General features: G+C 71.6%; 15 protein-coding genes. 13 read left to right on the forward strand and 2 right to left on the reverse strand.

Annotated elements, in window-relative coordinates; all coding sequences use genetic code 11:
* The first annotated feature begins 114 nt into the window (after window positions 1-114).
* The 5 genes from infB (at window position 115) to truB (ending at window position 6,188) form a co-directional block, all read left to right on the forward strand.
* On the forward strand, window positions 115-3,243 hold the full coding sequence (gene infB, locus ACIBST_RS45355; RefSeq protein WP_397179671.1) for a translation initiation factor IF-2: 3,129 nt from the start codon (window positions 115-117) through the stop codon (window positions 3,241-3,243).
* A 280-nt stretch (window positions 3,244-3,523) separates the two neighbouring features.
* The gene (locus tag ACIBST_RS45360; RefSeq protein WP_352320823.1) at window positions 3,524-3,820 is read left to right on the forward strand and encodes a DUF503 domain-containing protein; all 297 of its coding nucleotides are present in this window, start codon (window positions 3,524-3,526) and stop codon (window positions 3,818-3,820) included.
* A 39-nt stretch (window positions 3,821-3,859) separates the two neighbouring features.
* Window positions 3,860-4,300, forward strand: a complete 441-nt coding sequence (gene rbfA / locus ACIBST_RS45365) for a 30S ribosome-binding factor RbfA (RefSeq protein ID WP_397179672.1) — start codon at window positions 3,860-3,862, stop codon at window positions 4,298-4,300.
* Complete coding sequence (locus tag ACIBST_RS45370) at window positions 4,297-5,334, forward strand: bifunctional oligoribonuclease/PAP phosphatase NrnA (RefSeq protein ID WP_397179673.1); 1,038 nt, start codon at window positions 4,297-4,299, stop codon at window positions 5,332-5,334. Before rbfA ends, ACIBST_RS45370 begins: the two co-directional genes overlap by 4 nt.
* A complete protein-coding gene (gene truB, locus ACIBST_RS45375; RefSeq protein ID WP_397179674.1) occupies window positions 5,316-6,188 on the forward strand; it encodes a tRNA pseudouridine(55) synthase TruB in 873 nt (290 codons plus the stop codon). The genes ACIBST_RS45370 and truB overlap by 19 nt, the downstream gene beginning before the upstream one ends.
* A gap of 17 nt (window positions 6,189-6,205) precedes the next feature.
* Here the strand turns inward: truB and ACIBST_RS45380 are convergent, their stop codons facing one another.
* On the reverse strand, window positions 6,206-7,225 hold the full coding sequence (locus ACIBST_RS45380; protein ID WP_397179675.1) for a TRM11 family SAM-dependent methyltransferase: 1,020 nt from the start codon (window positions 7,223-7,225) through the stop codon (window positions 6,206-6,208).
* Window positions 7,226-7,327: 102 nt separating this feature from the next.
* On the opposite strand from ACIBST_RS45380, the gene ACIBST_RS45385 reads away from it, so the two are divergent.
* From ACIBST_RS45385 to ACIBST_RS45420, 8 genes are all read left to right on the forward strand, one after another.
* A complete protein-coding gene (locus ACIBST_RS45385; RefSeq protein ID WP_397179676.1) occupies window positions 7,328-8,254 on the forward strand; it encodes a bifunctional riboflavin kinase/FAD synthetase in 927 nt (308 codons plus the stop codon).
* 190 nt (window positions 8,255-8,444) lie between these two features.
* Window positions 8,445-8,714 (forward strand): 30S ribosomal protein S15, encoded by a 270-nt coding sequence (rpsO, locus tag ACIBST_RS45390; protein ID WP_090945762.1) that lies wholly within the window; start codon window positions 8,445-8,447, stop codon window positions 8,712-8,714.
* Window positions 8,715-9,109: 395 nt separating this feature from the next.
* Complete coding sequence (locus ACIBST_RS45395; protein ID WP_397179677.1) at window positions 9,110-11,449, forward strand: polyribonucleotide nucleotidyltransferase; 2,340 nt, start codon at window positions 9,110-9,112, stop codon at window positions 11,447-11,449.
* A 46-nt stretch (window positions 11,450-11,495) separates the two neighbouring features.
* Window positions 11,496-12,803 carry a M16 family metallopeptidase gene (locus ACIBST_RS45400; protein ID WP_397179678.1) on the forward strand — a complete coding sequence of 436 codons (1,308 nt, stop codon included), beginning with the start codon at window positions 11,496-11,498 and terminating at the stop codon, window positions 12,801-12,803.
* 117 nt (window positions 12,804-12,920) lie between these two features.
* Complete coding sequence (gene dapB / locus ACIBST_RS45405) at window positions 12,921-13,658, forward strand: 4-hydroxy-tetrahydrodipicolinate reductase (RefSeq protein ID WP_397179679.1); 738 nt, start codon at window positions 12,921-12,923, stop codon at window positions 13,656-13,658.
* Window positions 13,659-13,804: 146 nt separating this feature from the next.
* On the forward strand, window positions 13,805-14,278 hold the full coding sequence (locus ACIBST_RS45410; protein WP_397179680.1) for a GNAT family N-acetyltransferase: 474 nt from the start codon (window positions 13,805-13,807) through the stop codon (window positions 14,276-14,278).
* Between the two features lie 9 nt (window positions 14,279-14,287).
* Window positions 14,288-14,950, forward strand: a complete 663-nt coding sequence (locus ACIBST_RS45415) for a TenA family protein (RefSeq protein WP_387682064.1) — start codon at window positions 14,288-14,290, stop codon at window positions 14,948-14,950.
* Window positions 14,941-16,476 carry a PucR family transcriptional regulator gene (locus ACIBST_RS45420; protein WP_397179681.1) on the forward strand — a complete coding sequence of 512 codons (1,536 nt, stop codon included), beginning with the start codon at window positions 14,941-14,943 and terminating at the stop codon, window positions 16,474-16,476. The genes ACIBST_RS45415 and ACIBST_RS45420 overlap by 10 nt, the downstream gene beginning before the upstream one ends.
* Here the strand turns inward: ACIBST_RS45420 and ACIBST_RS45425 are convergent.
* Window positions 16,463-16,699 carry a glutaredoxin domain-containing protein gene (locus tag ACIBST_RS45425; protein ID WP_397179682.1) on the reverse strand — a complete coding sequence of 79 codons (237 nt, stop codon included), beginning with the start codon at window positions 16,697-16,699 and terminating at the stop codon, window positions 16,463-16,465. The two genes, ACIBST_RS45420 and ACIBST_RS45425, sit on opposite strands and share 14 nt — an antisense overlap.
* Window positions 16,700-16,775 lie beyond the last annotated feature (76 nt).

Consider the following 16,775-nt stretch of genomic DNA (forward strand, 5'->3'; position numbering starts at 1 on the left):
GATGGGCGGAGTCAGATTGCTATGAGCGCCTGATGAGCACGCGGCGATGAAGACGTCAAGTTAACGACGGTCCGGACGGCACAGCCAGCCTCCCGGGCCGAGTAAGGGAGTGCAGTGGCGAAGGTCCGGGTATACGAGCTCGCTAAGGAGTTCGGCGTAGAGAGCAAGGTCGTCATGGCCAAGCTCCAAGAGATGGGGGAGTTCGTCCGATCGGCGTCCTCGACCATCGAGGCGCCGGTGGTCCGCAGGCTCACCGAAGCTCTGGGCGCATCGAAGGGTGGGCCCTCCAGGGGCGGCGGTTCGTCGTCCAACAGGCCGCAGCCGCCCAAGGCTGCGCCCCGTCCGGCAGAACACCAGGCCGGCAACGGCGCCGCGGAGGCGCCGACCCCTATTTCTCCGCGTCCGGGTCCGGCTCCGAGGCCAGGACCGCGTCCCGGCCCCGCGGGTCCCGCGGGCGGCGCGCAGCCGCGTCCGCCGGTGCCGATGCCCCACCAGCCGCAGCAGCAGCCCGAGGCGGCGCGCGGCGAGACCTCTGGGGCTCCGCAGGCCCGCTTCGAGAGCGCGGCCGGTTCCGGCGCGCCCGCGCGTCCGACTCCGGGGCCGCGTCCGGGTCCCGCCGCCCGTCCGGGTCCGGGTCCCAAGCCCGGTCCGGCGCCCCGTCCCGGGCAGCCTTCCGGCGGCGGTGGCGGCGGCCAGCAGCAGGCTCCGCGTCCGGGTGCGCCCGCAGGCGGCGGCCCGCGTCCCGGTCCCGGTCCCAAGCCGGGTCCGCGTGGCCCGCGTCCGGGTAACAACCCGTTCTCGTCCAACGCCAGCGGCATGGGCCAGTCGCGTCCGCCGCGTCCCGGCGGCAACCGCGACGGCGGTGGCCCCGGCCAGCGCGAGCGTCGTGAGGGTCCGCCGCGTGACGGCGCGATGCCGCGTCCGCCGCGTCCCGGTGGCGGCGGCGAGGCCGGTCCGCGTCCCGCGGGTCCGCGTCCCGGTCCGCCCGGTGCGGCCGGTCCGCGTCCGGGTCCCGGCGCCGGTGGTCCGCGTCCCGGTGGGCCGCGTCCCAACCCGATGATGATGCCGCAGGGTCGTCCTGCCGGTCCGGGCGGTGGCCCGCGTCCCGGTGGCGGCGGCGGTGGCGGTCGTCCCGGCGGCGGTGGCGGCGGTGGCCGTCCCGGCGGTGGCGGCGGTCGTCCCGGTGGCGGCGGCGGCTTCGCCGGTCGTCCCGGTGGCGGCGGCGCCGGTCCCCGTACCGGCACCGGTGGTCCCGGTGGCGGCGGCGGTGGCTTCGGCGGTCGTCCCGGTGGCGGCGGCCGTGGTCGCGGCGGTGGCACGGCGGGCGCGTTCGGGCGTCCCGGCGGCCGTCCCGCGCGTGGTCGTAAGAGCAAGCGTCAGAGGCGCCAGGAGTTCGACAACATGTCGGCGCCGGCGATCGGCGGTGTGCAGGTCGCTCGCGGCAACGGCGCGACGATCCGCCTGCCGCGCGGCGCGTCGCTGTCCGACTTCGCCGACCGCATCGGCGCGAACCCCGCCTCGCTCGTGCAGATCATGCTGCACCTCGGCGAGATGGTGACCGCGACCCAGTCGGTCAACGAGGAGACGTTGCAGCTCCTCGGCGCGGAGCTCGACTACAACATCCAGGTCGTCAGCCCGGAGGAGGAGGACCGCGAGCTTCTCGAGGCCTTCGACATCGAGTTCGGCGAGGACGAGGGCGACGAGGGCGACCTCGCCGCGCGTCCGCCGGTCGTGACCGTCATGGGTCACGTCGACCACGGTAAGACCAAGCTGCTCGACGCCATCCGCAAGACCAACGTGGTGGCGCGCGAGGCCGGTGGCATCACCCAGCACATCGGTGCCTACCAGGTCGCCACGACGCATGAGGGCGAAGACCGGAAGGTCACCTTCATCGACACCCCGGGTCACGAGGCGTTCACCGCCATGCGTGCCCGAGGCGCCAAGTCCACCGACATCGCGGTGCTGGTGGTCGCGGCCGACGACGGTGTGAAGCCGCAGACGATCGAGGCGCTCAACCACGCCCAGGCGGCCGACGTGCCGGTCGTGGTCGCGGTGAACAAGGTCGACAAGGAGGGTGCCGACCCCAACAAGGTCCGCGCCCAGCTCACCGAGTACGGCCTGGTCGCCGAGGAGTACGGCGGCTCGACCCTGTTCGTCGACATCTCGGCGAAGAACGGCACGGGCATCGACAACCTCCTCGAGGCGATCCTGCTCACCGCCGACGCCGAGCTCGACCTGCGGGCCAACCCGACGATGGACGCCCAGGGCATCGCGATCGAGGCGCACCTCGACAAGGGCCGCGGCCCCGTCGCGACCGTCCTGGTCCAGCGCGGCACGCTGCGCGTGGGCGACTCGATCGTGTGTGGCGAGGCCTTCGGCCGCGTCCGCGCGATGCTCGACGACAACGGCGACCCGGTCGAGGAGGCCACGCCGTCCCGTCCGGTCCTGGTCATGGGTCTGACGGCCGTGCCGAGCGCCGGTGACAACTTCATCGTCGTCACCGACGACCGGATGGCCCGCCAGATCGCCCAGCAGCGCGCGGCGCGCAAGCGCAGCGCCGACATGGCGAAGTCGAGCCGTCGCCGCACCCTCGAAGAGCTGTTCAGCGACCTTGAGAAGGGTCGCGTCGACGAGCTCAAGCTCATCATCAAGGGTGACGTGTCCGGTTCGGTGGAGGCCCTGGAAGACGCCCTGCTCAAGATCGACGTCGGCGACGAGGTCAGGCTCCGTGTCCTGCACCGCGCGGTCGGCGCCATCACCGAGTACGACGTCAACCTGGCCGTCGCCGACGACAACGCGGTCATCATCGGCTTCAACGTCCGCCCCGAGCCTCGGGCGCGCGACCTGGCCGAGCGCGAGGGCGTCGACATCCGCTACTACTCGGTCATCTACCAGGCGATCGAGGAGATCGAGGCGGCGCTCAAGGGCATGCTCAAGCCCGAGTTCGAAGAGGTCCAGATGGGCACCGCAGAAGTCCGCGAGGTCTTCAAGGTGCCGAAGATCGGCAACGTCGCCGGTTCGCTGGTCCGCTCCGGCACGATCGTCCGCAACAGCAAGGCCAGGGTGATCCGCGATGGCGTCGTCATCGCCGACAACCTGACCGTCTCCTCCCTGCGTCGCTTCAAGGATGACGCGACCGAGGTCCGCGAGGGCTTCGAGTGCGGCATCGGTGTCGGTTACAACGACATCCGGATCGACGACACGATCGAGACGTTCGAGATGCGGGAGAAGCCGCGGGTCTGACCCGCGGCCGGGGGGGGGGGGGGGGGGGGGGGGGGGGGGGGGGGGGGGGGGGCGGGGGCCGGCCCCCCCCCCCCCCCGCGCCGCCCCCCCCCCCACCCCCCCCCCCCGCCCCCCCCCCGGGGGGGGGGGGGGGGGCGGGGGGCGCCCGGGGGCCCCCCCCCCGCCCCCCCCCCCCGCCCCCCCCCCCCCCCCCCCCGCCTCTCGCACGCCCGGGCCCCCTTCCCACCGCAGCGGGCCGGGCGTGCTTCCACCCCACCAGGCCAAGCGGTGGTTTCACACGATGTATGTGGGTGCTCTGACCCTGGACATCCTGCTCGGCGACGTGCGTTCGCTGAAGCAGAAGCGCTCTGTCGTCCGGCCTCTGATCGCCGAGCTGCAGCGACGTTACCCGTCCATCGCGGTGGCCGAGACCGGTCATCTTGACCTGCATCGCAGGTGCGAGGTGGGCGTCGCGGTGATCTCCGCCTCCGCGGGTAACTGCAAAGAGGTGATGGACGCCTGCGAGCGGATGGTGGCCTTCCGCCCTGAGATCGAGTTGCTGTCAGCCAGGCAGCGGCTCTACAACGACGAAGATTGAACGACAGCACGGCCAGGTCGTGCGTGAGGGGGAGCGAACATGGTGGATGCCGCACGAGCGCGCAAGCTCGCCGACCGCATCCAGCAGATCGTCGCCGAGATGCTGGAGCGCCGGATCAAGGACCCGCGCCTGGGCTTCGTCACCGTGACCGACACGCGCATCACGGCTGACCTGCGTGAGGCGACGGTGTTCTACACGGTGTTCGGCTCCGACGCCGAGCGGTCCGACAGCGCGGCCGCCCTGGAAAGTGCCAAGGGCATCATCCGCGCCGAGGTGGGCCGCCAGACCGGCGTGCGCTTCACCCCGACGCTGACGTTCCGGCACGACCCGCTGCCCGACAGCGCCCGTCAGCTCGACGACCTGATCAACGCCGCCAGGGCGCGGGACGCCGAGGTGGCGCGCCGGGCCGCGGGCGCGGCCTACGCCGGCGAGGCCGATCCCTACAAGAAGCCCGATGAGGGTGAGGACGACCAGGCGTGACGTCGCACGTGCGCGCCCGAGCCGAGCAGCCCTCCCAGGAGGCCACGGACATCCCCGAGGCCGCCTGGGAGCGCGCGGTCCAGCTCATCGGCCAGGTCGACGAGGTCGCCCTGGCCTGTCACGTGTCACCCGACGGCGACGCGCTCGGCTCGATGCTGGCCGTCGGTTACGTGCTGCGCTCGATCGGCAAGCGGGTCGTGGCCTCCTTCGGCGACCAGTACTTCGCGGTCCCGCGGATCCTGCGGTTCCTGCCGGGGCAGGAGATGTTGTGCCCGCCGGCCGACTATCCCGAGGCCCCGGCTTTGATGATCACCTTCGACTCCTCCACGTTCGAGCGGCTGGGCCTGCTCAGCCCCAACGCGGCCAGGGCGGAGGAGGTCATCGTGATCGACCATCACCCGTCCAACGCCGGGTTCGGCACGCACAGCCTCATCGACCCGCGGGCGGCGGCCACGGCCATGCTGGCCGAGCAGCTCATCTACCGGCTCGGCGGCAGCCTCGACCGGGACATCGCCACCTGCCTGTACACCGGGCTGGTGACCGACACGGGCTCCTTCCGCTACGCCTCCACCACGCCGGCCGTGCACCGGATGGCGTCCCGGCTGGTGGCCACCGGCCTGCACACCGACGAGATCGCCCGCGAGCTGTGGGACCGCTCGCCGTTCGGCTACCTCAAGGTGCTGGCCAGGGCGCTCGACCGGGTGCAGCTGGAGGGCTCGATGGTCTGGACGTACGTGCCGCGGGTCGACCGGGCCGCGTACGGGCTGCCGTACTCGGAGATCGAGGGCATGATCGACATCGTCCGCCGTACCGACGAGGCCGAGGTCGCGGTCGTGCTCAAGGAGGACGACCACGGCGACTGGCAGGTGTCGACCAGGTCCAAGGGCGCGGTCGACGTGGCGGCCGTGTGCGCCGCGCTGGGCGGCGGCGGGCATCACAACGCGGCCGGGTTCACCTCCTACGACAGCGTGGAGGAGACCATGGCCAAGTTCAGACGAGAGCTGGGGAAGGCTGGATGGCCGAGAGCGGTCTGATCATCGTCGACAAGCCGGGCGAGTGGACCTCGCACGACGTGGTGGCCAAGATGCGGCGCATCGCGGGCACCCGTCGCGTCGGGCACGCCGGCACGCTCGACCCGATGGCCACGGGCGTGCTGGTGATCGGGGTGGAGAAGGCGACCCGGCTGCTCGGGCACCTGGCGCTGACCGAGAAGGTCTACGAGGCCACGATCCGGCTGGGCGTGTCCACCAACACCGACGACGCCGAGGGCGAGACCGTGGCCACGGCGTCGGCGGCTGAGGTGGGGGCGGCCGAGGTGCACAAGGGCGTCGAGGCGCTCACCGGGGCCATCATGCAGGTTCCGCCGCAGGTCAGCGCCATCAAGGTCAACGGGCAGCGGGCGTACAAGATGGCCCGTGCGGGCGAGGAGGTCGCGCTCGCGGCCCGGCCCGTGACCGTGTACGGCTTCGACGTGCTCGACATCAGGGCCTCAGGCGACGTCGTGGACGTCGACGCGGTCGTCACCTGCTCCAGCGGCACCTACATCCGGGCGCTGGCCCGCGACCTGGGTGCCGCGCTCGGCGTCGGCGGCCACCTGACGAGCCTGCGCCGGACCCGGGTCGGCCCCTATGACCTGTCGCTGGCCCGCAGCATCGACCAGCTCGCCGAGCAGTGCGTGGTGCTGCCCATCGGCGAGGCGGTGTCGGCGGCGTTCCCGCGCCGGGACGTGACCGCCGAGGAGGCGCGCGTGATCGGCCACGGCGGCCGGCTGCCCGCGGCCGGGCTCGGCGCCGGGCCGATCGGCGTGTTCGGGCCGGAGGGTGAACTGCTGGCGCTGGTGGAGGAGCACGGCCGGATCGCCAAGCCCCTGGCCGTGTTCGCAGGCTGAGCCGCGGCCTTCTTCCGTCAGGCGGGTTTGCGGGCGACCAGGATGTCGCGGACGATCGCCTGGTCGACCCAGTGCTCGAAGTCGGGGTAGTCCATGACCTCCAGGCCCGCGCCGGTGAGGATCGCGGCCAGCTCGGCGCTCTTGCCGCCGTAGGTGTTCCAGGAGATGCCCATCGCGCCGCCGGGACGCAGCAGCTCGGCCCAGACCGGCACGGCCTGCCTCAGCAGCTCCAGCGGGCTGCGGGACAGGCCGCCGCCGCCCTTGCTGCCGTGCTGGACGCCGTAGGGGGCGTCGGTCACGACGACGTCGAACGTGCGGGGCTTGAAGAACTCGCGGCTCTTGAGCGTGTCGGCGTTGACCACGGCGAGCTGCTGCACGTCGCCGGCCTTGACGGCCTCCTTCGACAGCCCGAACGTGACGTTGAGCCGCCGCCCCACCAGTGCCCGCGCCCGCCGCACCGGCACGGTCTCGGCGGTGTGCTTGAGCCGCTTGTTGCGCAGCCAGGTCTTGATGAACGTCGTGTACGCCTCGAAGTCCTTGCCGTCGACGTCGAGGCCGTAGGCGTCGTAGCCGTACATGAGGGCCTGGTTGAGGGTGGTGCCGCGGCCGCACATCGGGTCGAACACCGACAACCTGCCGGACATGGGCCGGTCGCAGGCGAGCACGGTGACGTTGAGCAGCAGCTTGGTGAAGTGCTCGTTGGTCTTGCCGGCGTATTTCTGGATGGTCAGCAGGTCGCTGCTCAGCCGGTCGAGGGGGCGCATGGCCAGCGGGCGCAGCAGCTCGCCCTCGACGCCGAAGACCGCGTAGACGGAGGACAGGTTGGACAGCAGCGCGACGTCGGGCTCGGAGAGCGGCTCGGCGGTCTCGAACGTGATGTACGGGACGCCGCCGATGGTGGTCTCCGCGCTGTCCAGCACGGTGTTCTCGATGGCGTGGTCGCTGAAGACGGCCAGCTCGCCCCTGGTCAGGCGTGGGGAGCTCTCGCCGTAGACCCGGTTGAAGGCGGGCAGGATCAGGAGCGCGTATCGAGGCATGATGGCTCATCCTACTTGCGGGAATACCGCGCTCCGCCCCTCGATTGGAGGTGAGCGGGAGGTGCATGGCAGGCTTGTGTCGGATTGATCTGCCACGAACGAATGGGGCCTAGCGTGCGGGGTTCGAGAGGGTCTGTGGTGACCATCGGCGTGTACGACGGGGTCCATCGCGGGCATCGCAGAGTGATCGAGCGGACGGTCGAGCTGGCCCGCGAGCGGGGGACGCGCAGCGTGGCGGTGACGTTCGAGCCGCATCCCGACGAGGTGGTGCGGCCGGGCACCCGGCGGGCGCGGCTGACCACGCTCAAGCGCCGCGCCGAGCTGCTGGCCGGGCTGGGCATCGACGACGTCGAGGTGATGGAGTTCACCCTCGACCTGTCCAGGACGAGCCCTGACGACTTCGCCCAGAGCGTGCTGAGCGAGCGCCTCGGGGCGGCGGTGGTCGTGGTCGGGGCGGACTTCACGTTCGGGCACCACGCCGTCGGCGACGCCGGGACGCTGCGCACGCTGGGCGACAAGTACGACTTCGAGGTCGAGGTGGTGCCCCTGCTCGACGGCGTCTCCTCGACCTCCGCGCGCGAGCTGATCGTCGCCGGTGACGTCGAGGGGGCCGCGGCCGAGCTGGGCCGTCCCCATCGGGTGGAGGGCGTGGTGGTGCGCGGCTACCAGCGCGGGCGGCAGCTCGGCTTCCCGACCGCCAACGTCGAGACCCCGCAGCAGACGGCCATCCCGGCCGATGGGGTCTACGCCGGATGGCTGGAGTGCGTCCCGGTGGCCAACCTGCCCGCGCCGTACGAGGGCGAGCGGTGGCCGGCGGCGATCTCGGTGGGCACGAACCCGACGTTCGAGGGCGTGCCGCGTACCGTGGAGGCGTACGCGCTCGACCGCGACGACCTGGAGCTCTACGGGGTGCACGTGGCGGTGGAGTTCGCCGCCCGGCTGAGGGGCAACACCCGGTTCGAGTCGATCGAGGCGCTGATCGACCAGATCCACGCCGACGTCGACGCCGCCCGCCGCATCACGTCGTGACACCGGTCGCGGCGGGCGCGGAACGTTCGCGGGCGCGAAACACTTGACTCCGATGGTAACCTTGCATGTCGGCTCTGTAACGGTGGCGCTGCTGCGCTGCCCATGACGGCCTTCACGCGGCGACTGTAGGCACGCACGGTCGTTCGCACTGTCATCTCATTCGCGCGTGTCCGTAGATCGAAGGAGAGCCGTGTCCCTCGACACCGCTGCCAAGAAGACCATCATCAGTGAGTACGCGACGGCCGAAGGCGACACCGGTTCGCCCGAGGTGCAGATCGCGCTGCTCAGCAAGCGCATCAGCGAGCTCACCGAGCACCTGAAGACGCACAAGCACGACCACCACAGCCGTCGTGGCCTGCTTCTGCTCGTCGGTCGCCGGCGTCGTCTGCTGAAGTACCTGCAGAAGGTCGACATCCAGCGTTACCGTTCGCTCATCGAGCGACTCGGTCTGCGCCGATAACATGAAAGGGAGCGGCGTCGGACGCCGCTCCCTTCTCATATGGCTCCGCCCATGTGGGTAGGAGCACACACGACCGGCGCGTCGTGGCGGCGAACCGCCGCGCCGTCGGCGTACAACTGAATATCCGAGACACACAGCCCCCGCGTCCGATTCAGCACCATGCGACCCGCGACGCCTGCGGGCCGGTCCTCGGTAGTGGCTTCCGGTAAGAATGACCGGGCGCTTCGATCGAAGACCGGCGCTGCACCTTCTATGGGGGACACGCTGACGGATCGCCGCCACCGTGCCACCGGGCACGACGGATGGGCGGCGCCCTGACGAGCGGGTCCCTTCATAGGCACGAGGGTGCCGGTGAGAAAAGAGGGCGCGGGTGACCGACCACAAGGAGGTCCCCCGTGGAGGGTGTCCACACCGCTGAAGCCGTCATTGACAACGGCTCTTTCGGCACGCGCACGGTCCGGTTCGAGACCGGCCGGCTCGCGCGCCAGGCGGCGGGTTCCGCCGTCGCCTATCTCGACAACGACACGATGGTGCTCTCAGCCACCACCGCGTCCAAGGCTCCCAAGGAGAACTTCGACTTCTTCCCGCTCACGGTCGACGTCGAGGAGCGCATGTACGCCGCGGGCCGCATCCCCGGCTCGTTCTTCCGCCGTGAGGGCCGTCCGTCCGAGGACGCGATCCTGACCTGCCGCCTGATCGACCGGCCGCTGCGCCCGTCGTTCGTCAAGGGCCTGCGCAACGAGATCCAGGTCGTCGCCACGGTCATGGCGCTCAACCCCGAGCACCTGTACGACGTGGTCGCCATCAACGCCGCCTCGCTGTCCACGCAGCTCGCCGGGCTGCCGTTCTCCGGCCCGATCGGCGGCGTGCGGGTCGCGCTGATCGAGGGCCAGTGGGTGGCCTTCCCGACGCACCCCGAGCTGGAGCGGGCCACGTTCGACATGGTCGTGGCGGGCCGCCTGCTCGACGACGGCGACGTCGCGATCATGATGGTCGAGGCCGAGTCCACCAAGGACACGCTCAAGCTGGTCGCCGACGGCGCGGTCGCGCCGACCGAGGAGACCGTCGCGCAGGGCCTTGAGGCCGCCAAGCCGTTCATCAAGGTGCTGTGCGAGGCGCAGTCCCGCATCGCGCAGGTCGCCGCCAAGGAGACCGCCGAGTACCCGGTCTTCCTCGACTACCAGGACGACGTCTACAACGCGGTCGAGGCCGCGATCAAGACCGAGCTGGCCGCCGCGCTGACCATCGCCGGCAAGCAGGAGCGCGAGACCGAGCTCGACAAGGTCAAGGCGCTGGCCGCCGAGCGGCTGCTGCCCGAGTTCGAGGGGCGCGAGAAGGAGATCTCCGCCGCCTTCCGCTCGGTGATGAAGAAGCTCATGCGCGAGCGGGTCGTCAAGGAGGGCGTCCGCATCGACGGCCGCGGCACCAAGGACATCCGCGCCCTGTCGGCCGAGGTCCACGTGGTGCCCCGGGTGCACGGCTCGGCCCTGTTCGAGCGCGGCGAGACCCAGATCCTGGGCATCACCACGCTGAACATGCTGCGCATGGAGCAGAACATCGACACGCTCAACCCCGAGCGGACCAAGCGCTACATGCACAACTACAACTTCCCGCCGTACTCCACCGGTGAGACGGGCCGCGTGGGCTCGCCCAAGCGCCGCGAGATCGGTCACGGCGCGCTGGCCGAGCGGGCGCTCATCCCGGTGCTGCCCTCGCGCGAGGAGTTCCCGTACGCCATCCGCCAGGTCTCCGAGGCCCTCGGCTCCAACGGCTCCACCTCGATGGGCTCGGTCTGCGCGTCCACGATGGCGCTGCTGGACGCCGGCGTGCCGCTCAGGGAGATGGTCGCCGGCATCGCGATGGGCCTGATCAGCGAGGGCGGCAGCTACGTCACGCTGACCGACATCCTCGGCGCCGAGGACGCCATGGGCGACATGGACTTCAAGGTCGCCGGCACCAAGGACGTCATCACCGCCCTGCAGCTCGACACCAAGCTCGACGGCATCCCCGCCTCCGTGCTGGCCGCCGCGCTGAAGCAGGCCAAGGGCGCCCGCCTGGCGATCCTCGACGTGATGCAGGAGGCGATCGACTCCCCGGCGGAGATGAACCCGACCGCGCCGCGCATCATCACGATCAAGGTCCCGGTCGACAAGATCGGCGAGGTCATCGGCCCGAAGGGCAAGATGATCAACCAGATCCAGGACGACACGGGCGCCGAGATCACCATCGAGGACGACGGCACGATCTACATCGGCGCCACCGACGGGCCCTCCGCCGAGGCGGCCCGTTCGGCGATCAACGGCATCGCGAACCCGCACATGCCCGAGGTCGGCGAGCGTTACCTGGGCACGGTCGTCAAGATCGCGGCCTTCGGCGCGTTCATCTCGCTCATGCCCGGCAAGGACGGCCTGCTGCACGTCTCCCAGATCCGCAAGCTGCACGGCGGCAAGCGCATCGAGAACGTCGAGGACGTCATGGGCGTCGGCGAGAAGATCCAGGTCGAGATCGCCGAGATCGACGGCCGGGGCAAGCTCTCCCTCGTGCCCGTCGAGGTCATCGAGAAGGAGGCCGCCGAGAAGGAGGCCAAGGCCGCGGCCGGCGCCGAGGACGGCGAGGCTCCCGCGCCCGAGGCCGACTCCGCCGCCGCCGCCGAGGACAAGCCGGAGCGGCCGCGCCGCACCCGGACCCGCGTGCGCACCAGCCGCCCCAACGAGGGCGACGACCGCAACTCGTGACCGGGCAACCACAGTTCTCGGCACCCCCGAAGCAGGAGGCCTCGTGATGACCACCACGCTGCACCCCGGCAAGGACGGAGCCGGGGTCGTCAGGCGCACCGTCCTGCCGGGCGGGCTCCGTGTGGTGACCGAGACCATGCCGACCGTGCGTAGCGTCGCGGTCGGCATGTGGGTCGGCATCGGCTCGCGTGACGAGGCCCCCGAGCACATGGGGGCCACCCACTTCCTGGAACACCTGCTGTTCAAGGGCACGCCCACGCGGGACGCGATGGAGATCTCGGCCTCCATCGAGGGCATCGGCGGCGAGATCAACGCCTTCACCGCCAAGGAGTACACCTGCTACTACGCGCGGGTCCTCGACGAGGACCTGCCCGTGGCGGTCGACGTGCTCGCCGACGTGGTGACCGGCTCGCTGATCACCGAGGAGGACGTCGAGTCCGAGCGCGGGGTGATCCTGGAAGAGATCGCCATGCACGACGACGACCCGTCCGACGTGGTGCACGAGCAGTTCGCCGCCGCGCTCTACGGCGACTCGCCGATCGGCCGGCCCATCCTGGGCACGGTCGAGTCGATCAACGCCCTGGGCCGCGAGCGCATCGCCGAGTACTACCACCGGTACTACCGGCCGCGTACGACGGTGGTGTCGGTGGCGGGGAACGTGCGGCACGAGGAGGTCGTCGAGCTGGTCGCCCGCGCGTACGAGCGGGCGGGCGCGCTGGAGGGCCCCTACGAGTTCGCCCCGCCGCGCACCAGCGGGCCGGGCGCCGAGACCCGTTCCGGGGTCAGGGTGCTGGACCGGCCGACCGAGCAGGCCAACCTGGTGCTCGGCACGACCGGCATGTCCCGCACCGACGACCGCAGGTTCGCGCTCGGCGTGCTCAACGCCGCGCTGGGCGGCGGCATGTCCTCCCGGCTCTTCCAGGAGATCAGGGAGAAGCGCGGGCTGGCCTACTCCGCCTACAGCTACACCTCGGCCTACGCCGACACCGGGCAGTTCGGCATCTACGTGGGCTGCCTGCCCTCGAAGATCGACGACGTGCTCAAGATCTGCCGGGACGAGGTCTCCCGGGTGGTGGCCGAAGGGATCACCGCCGACGAGATCATGCGCGGCAAGGGGCAGATGCGTGGCGGGCTCGTGCTCGGGCTGGAGGACACCGGGTCGCGCATGTCGCGGATCGGGAAGAACGAGCTGGTCTACGACGAGCTGATGTCGGTCGACGAGGTGCTGGCGCGGATCGAGGCGGTCACCCCTGACGAGATCGCGGAGGTCGCCCGTGACGTCCTGAACCGGCCGCTCACGCTGGCCGTCATCGGGCCGTACGGGGACAAGGACTTCTCGGAGGCCATCGCCTGACGCCGGGTCCGCCCCGGCCGGGGTCGTTTCGAAGGGGGAGAGCGGGATTCCGCTCTCCCCCTTCCCGCTTCCGGGGGGTGCTTGGGAGGGGGTGGCGGGCGTAATAGGGTTGGGGGCGTGATCAGGGTTGGTGTGCTGGGCGCGCGTGGTCGCGTGGGCGTCGAGGTGTGCAAGGCGGTCGAGGCGGCGGACGACCTGGAGCTGGTCGCCGCGCTCGACAAGGACGATCCCGTCGAGGGGCTCGAAGGCGCCGAGGTGGTGGTCGACTTCACCCATCCCGACGTGGTCATGGGCAACCTGGAATGGGCCATCGCCCACGGCGTGCACCCGGTGGTGGGCACCACGGGCTTCGACGCCGGCCGGCTGGAGACCGTGCGCGGGTGGCTGGAGCGTTCGCCGGGCGTCAACTGCCTGATCGCCCCCAACTTCGGCATCGCGGCCGTGCTCATGATGCACTTCGCGCAGCAGGCGGCCCGCCACTTCGAGTCCGTCGAGATCATCGAGCTGCACCACCCGAACAAGGCCGACGCCCCTTCGGGCACCGCCCGGCGTACCGCCGAGCTGGTGGCCGAGGCGCGCGGCAAGGCCGGGCTCGGCGGGATGCCCGACGCCACCAGCACCGCCCTCGACGGCGCCCGCGGCGCCGACGTCGGCGGGGTGCGCGTGCACGCGGTGCGCCTGTCCGGGCTGATCGCCCACCAGGAGGTGCTGCTCGGCGGCGACGGCGAGATCCTCACCATCCGGCACGACACGATGAGCAGGTCGGCGTTCACGCCGGGCGTGCTGCTGGGCGTGCGCCGGGTGCGCGAGCTGCCCGGCCTCACCGTGGGCCTGGAGCCCCTGCTCGACCTGTGACCGCTGCACGACGTGCCCATGACCGCATGTGACTGGGGTCATGGGCACGTCGTGAGGAGAGGGTCCCGGCTCCGCACAGCCGGGCCTACGATCATCAACACTAATACCAGCGGCGTGGTCCGCCCGAAACATGAGACCGTGTCGTCATGGTGCGATGGGCCGACCCCGGCGAGCTGGCTGGGCTGATCTCCGTGGAACTGGCCGCCGACAAGCTGTTCGAGCAGGCCGGCATAGTCTTCCCGCCGGGCACGACCATGGTCGAGGACGTGACGGACGCGACCTCGGTGCTGGTCGAGGGCGACCCGCCGGCCGGGTTCGCGATCGTCGGCCGGGTCGACGGCAACCTGCACCTCGACCAGCTCGCGGTGCACCCCGACCACATGCGGCAGGGCATCGGCGGGCGGCTGGTGGAGGCGGTGGCCGACCACGCGCGGGCGGTCGGGGCGCCGGCGGTCACGCTGACGACGTTCCGCGACGTGCCCTGGAACGCCCCCTGGTACGAGCGGCACGGCTTCGCGGTGCTGCCCGAGGCCGAGTGGGGGCCGGAGCTGCGCGCGCTGGTGGAACACGAGCGCGAGCTGGGCATCGAGGTGGCGCCGCGGGTCGTGATGCGCCGATAGCCTGGGCGGGTGAGCCGGTTTCGTGATGAGTTGTGGCAGGTCGTCGGCGGTGTGTACGACCAGATCCTGGCCCACCCGTTCCTGTCGGGGCTGACCGACGGATCCCTGCCGCGGGAGGCGTTCCGGCACTACGTGGTGCAGGAGGCGCACTTCCTGCCCGACTACGCCAGGGCGCTGGCGGCGTGCGCGGCGCGGTCGCCGGAGCCGTCCGGCGTGCAGCGTTTCGCCCGCGACGCCGCCATGACCGTCGAGGTGGAGCACAGCCTGGTGGTGGAGCTGCTGGCCGCGTTCGGGCTGGACGAGGCCGACGCGCGCAGGACGCCCGCCGGGCCCACGACGGTCGGGTACACGTCGTACCTGGTGCGCACGTGCTCGCTGGGCACCTTCCCGGAGGCGCTGGGCGCGATCGTGCCCTGCTACTGGATCTACGCCAGGGTCGGCGAGACCCTGCTCGGCCGTTCCTCGCCCGACCCGCTGTACGCCTGGTGGATCGACACCTACGGCGGCGAGGGCTACCAGGAGACCGTGGCCGGGGTGCTCGACCTGCTCGACGGGCTGGCGCCGGCCGGCGAGGAGCGGCTGCGGCTGCTCGACCGCGCGCTCACCACGGCCCGCTACGAGTGGATGTTCTGGGACGCGGCCTGGCGCCGGGAAGGCTGGCCATGCGGCTGAGGGACCTCCTCCAGGCCGGCCAGCTCGCCCTGAAGGTGCTGACCGGGCACGACCTGCTCGACCGGCGGGTCCGCGGCGTCGCCACGACCGACCTGCCCGACCCGGCCATGTTCGTCAAGGCGGGCGAGCTGGTGCTCACCGAGCTGACCTGGCACACCGGCCCGGCCTCCTCGCGCGACTTCGTCGCCAGGCTCGGGGACGTGGCGGCGCTGGTGGCCGGCACCGCGCTCAAGGTGCCGCCGGCCGACCTGATCGACGCCTGCGCCGAGGCCGGGCTGCCGCTGCTCACCCTGCCGGTGGACGTGCCGTTCAGCCAGGTCACCGAGCACGTGCTGCGGGCCCTGATCGCCGAGCTGGGCACGCCGCCGCGGCCCGCGTACGCCGCCCGCAGGCGGCTGGCCAGCACCCTGGTCGACGGCGGCAGCCTCACCAAGCTGGTCACGGCGGTGGCGGGCGAACTGGACGTGCCCTGCTGGGTGCTCTCGCCCACGGGCCGGGTGGTCGTCGGCTCCCAGCCGCTGGAGGCCGCGGCCCGGCTGCGGCTGGCGCACACGTTCCTGACCGCGCGTTTCCTGCCGGGGATGGCGACGCAGGAGGACGGCACGGCGCTGTCGGTGTTCCCGGTCAGCAAGGGGGCGCCGCACCGCATCGCCAACTGGTTCCTGGCGTACGCGGGGGAGCAGGTGCAGGGCGAGAACGAGGACCTGATCGTCGAGCTGGCCGCGCTGGTGGCGCTGGAGCGCTCGCGGCTGGAGGCGGCCCAGCGCATCGAGCGGCGGGTGCTCGACCAGCTCCTGACGCTGCTGGAGTCGGGCGACGCGGCGCTGCCCGGCGTGGTCTCGCGGCTGCACACGCTGCACGTGGAGACCGAGCACGGCCTGCTGGCCGTCGCCCTGTCGGCGCGGCTCGACGGCGGCGGCGACGAGGTCGCCGTGCCCGTCCTGGACGAGCTGCTGCGGCCGCTGGCGCCCGGCATCGTCACCGCCACCGGCCCCGCCGAGGCGGTCGCGCTCGTCCCGCTGGCGGGCAACACGGCCGACGAGCTGACGGCCCACGTGCTCAGGGGCGCGCGGACGCTGGAGGCGGGGCTCGGCCAGGGCCGCATCACGCTCGGGGTGAGCAGCGTGACGACCGGCCCGGCGGCGCTGAGCAGCCTGATCGAGGAGGCCAGGCACGCGCTCACGCTGGCCGGGCTGAGCGGCGACCGGGTCAGCGTGATCACCGGCGACGACGTCAGCTCCCACCGCACGCTGCTGGCCGCCATCCCGGGGGAGTTGCGGCGGGCGTTCCGGTCGCGGCTGCTGGGGCGGCTGGAGTCGTACGACGCGGCCAACCAGACGGACCTGCTGGAGACGTTGCAGGCGTACCTGGAGGAGTCGGGCTCGTGGGCGGCCACGGCCGAGCGCCTGCACGTGCACGTCAACACGCTGCGCTACCGGCTGCGCCGGATCGAGGAGCTGACCGGCAGGTCGCTCAACTCCTGGGACGAGCGGGTCGACTTCATGCTGGCGCTCAGGATGCGCTGAGCCGCGCCCGCACCTCCTCCACGCCGGGGTTGACCAGGGCGGAGCCGTCGGGGAAGACGACCGTGGGGATGAGCCAGGAGCCGCCGTTGAGCTCGGCGATGTGGTCGACGACGCCGGGGGTCTCGTCCACGTCGATCTCGGTGTACGGGATGCCGGCGCGGGAGAGCTGCGCCTTCAGCCGGTGGCAGTGACCGCACCAGGGAGCGCTGTACACGGTGATCATGTATTCCCGATTCGTTAGGTGGGTTTGACTGGTGGCGCAGGCGCCGAATACTCTCATGTGCCAACTGGAGTTTACC

Origin of the sequence: Nonomuraea sp. NPDC049684 (genome assembly GCF_044465345.1) — a bacterium.
In the GTDB taxonomy this organism is placed as follows: Bacteria; Actinomycetota; Actinomycetes; order Streptosporangiales; family Streptosporangiaceae; genus Nonomuraea.

Bases quoted from the DNA above. Each gene is read 5' to 3' on its own strand.
- ACIBST_RS45360 (WP_352320823.1), top strand. From the start codon at position 3,524: ATGTATGTGGGTGCTCTGACCCTGGACATCCTGCTCGGCGACGTGCGT.
- rbfA (WP_397179672.1), top strand. From the start codon at position 3,860: ATGGTGGATGCCGCACGAGCGCGCAAGCTCGCCGACCGCATCCAGCAG.
- truB (WP_397179674.1), top strand. From the start codon at position 5,316: ATGGCCGAGAGCGGTCTGATCATCGTCGACAAGCCGGGCGAGTGGACC.
- ACIBST_RS45380 (WP_397179675.1), bottom strand. From the start codon at position 7,225: ATGCCTCGATACGCGCTCCTGATCCTGCCCGCCTTCAACCGGGTCTAC.
- ACIBST_RS45385 (WP_397179676.1), top strand. From the start codon at position 7,328: ATGGGGCCTAGCGTGCGGGGTTCGAGAGGGTCTGTGGTGACCATCGGC.
- ACIBST_RS45400 (WP_397179678.1), top strand. From the start codon at position 11,496: ATGACCACCACGCTGCACCCCGGCAAGGACGGAGCCGGGGTCGTCAGG.
- ACIBST_RS45410 (WP_397179680.1), top strand. From the start codon at position 13,805: ATGGTGCGATGGGCCGACCCCGGCGAGCTGGCTGGGCTGATCTCCGTG.
- ACIBST_RS45420 (WP_397179681.1), top strand. From the start codon at position 14,941: ATGCGGCTGAGGGACCTCCTCCAGGCCGGCCAGCTCGCCCTGAAGGTG.
- ACIBST_RS45425 (WP_397179682.1), bottom strand. From the start codon at position 16,699: ATGATCACCGTGTACAGCGCTCCCTGGTGCGGTCACTGCCACCGGCTG.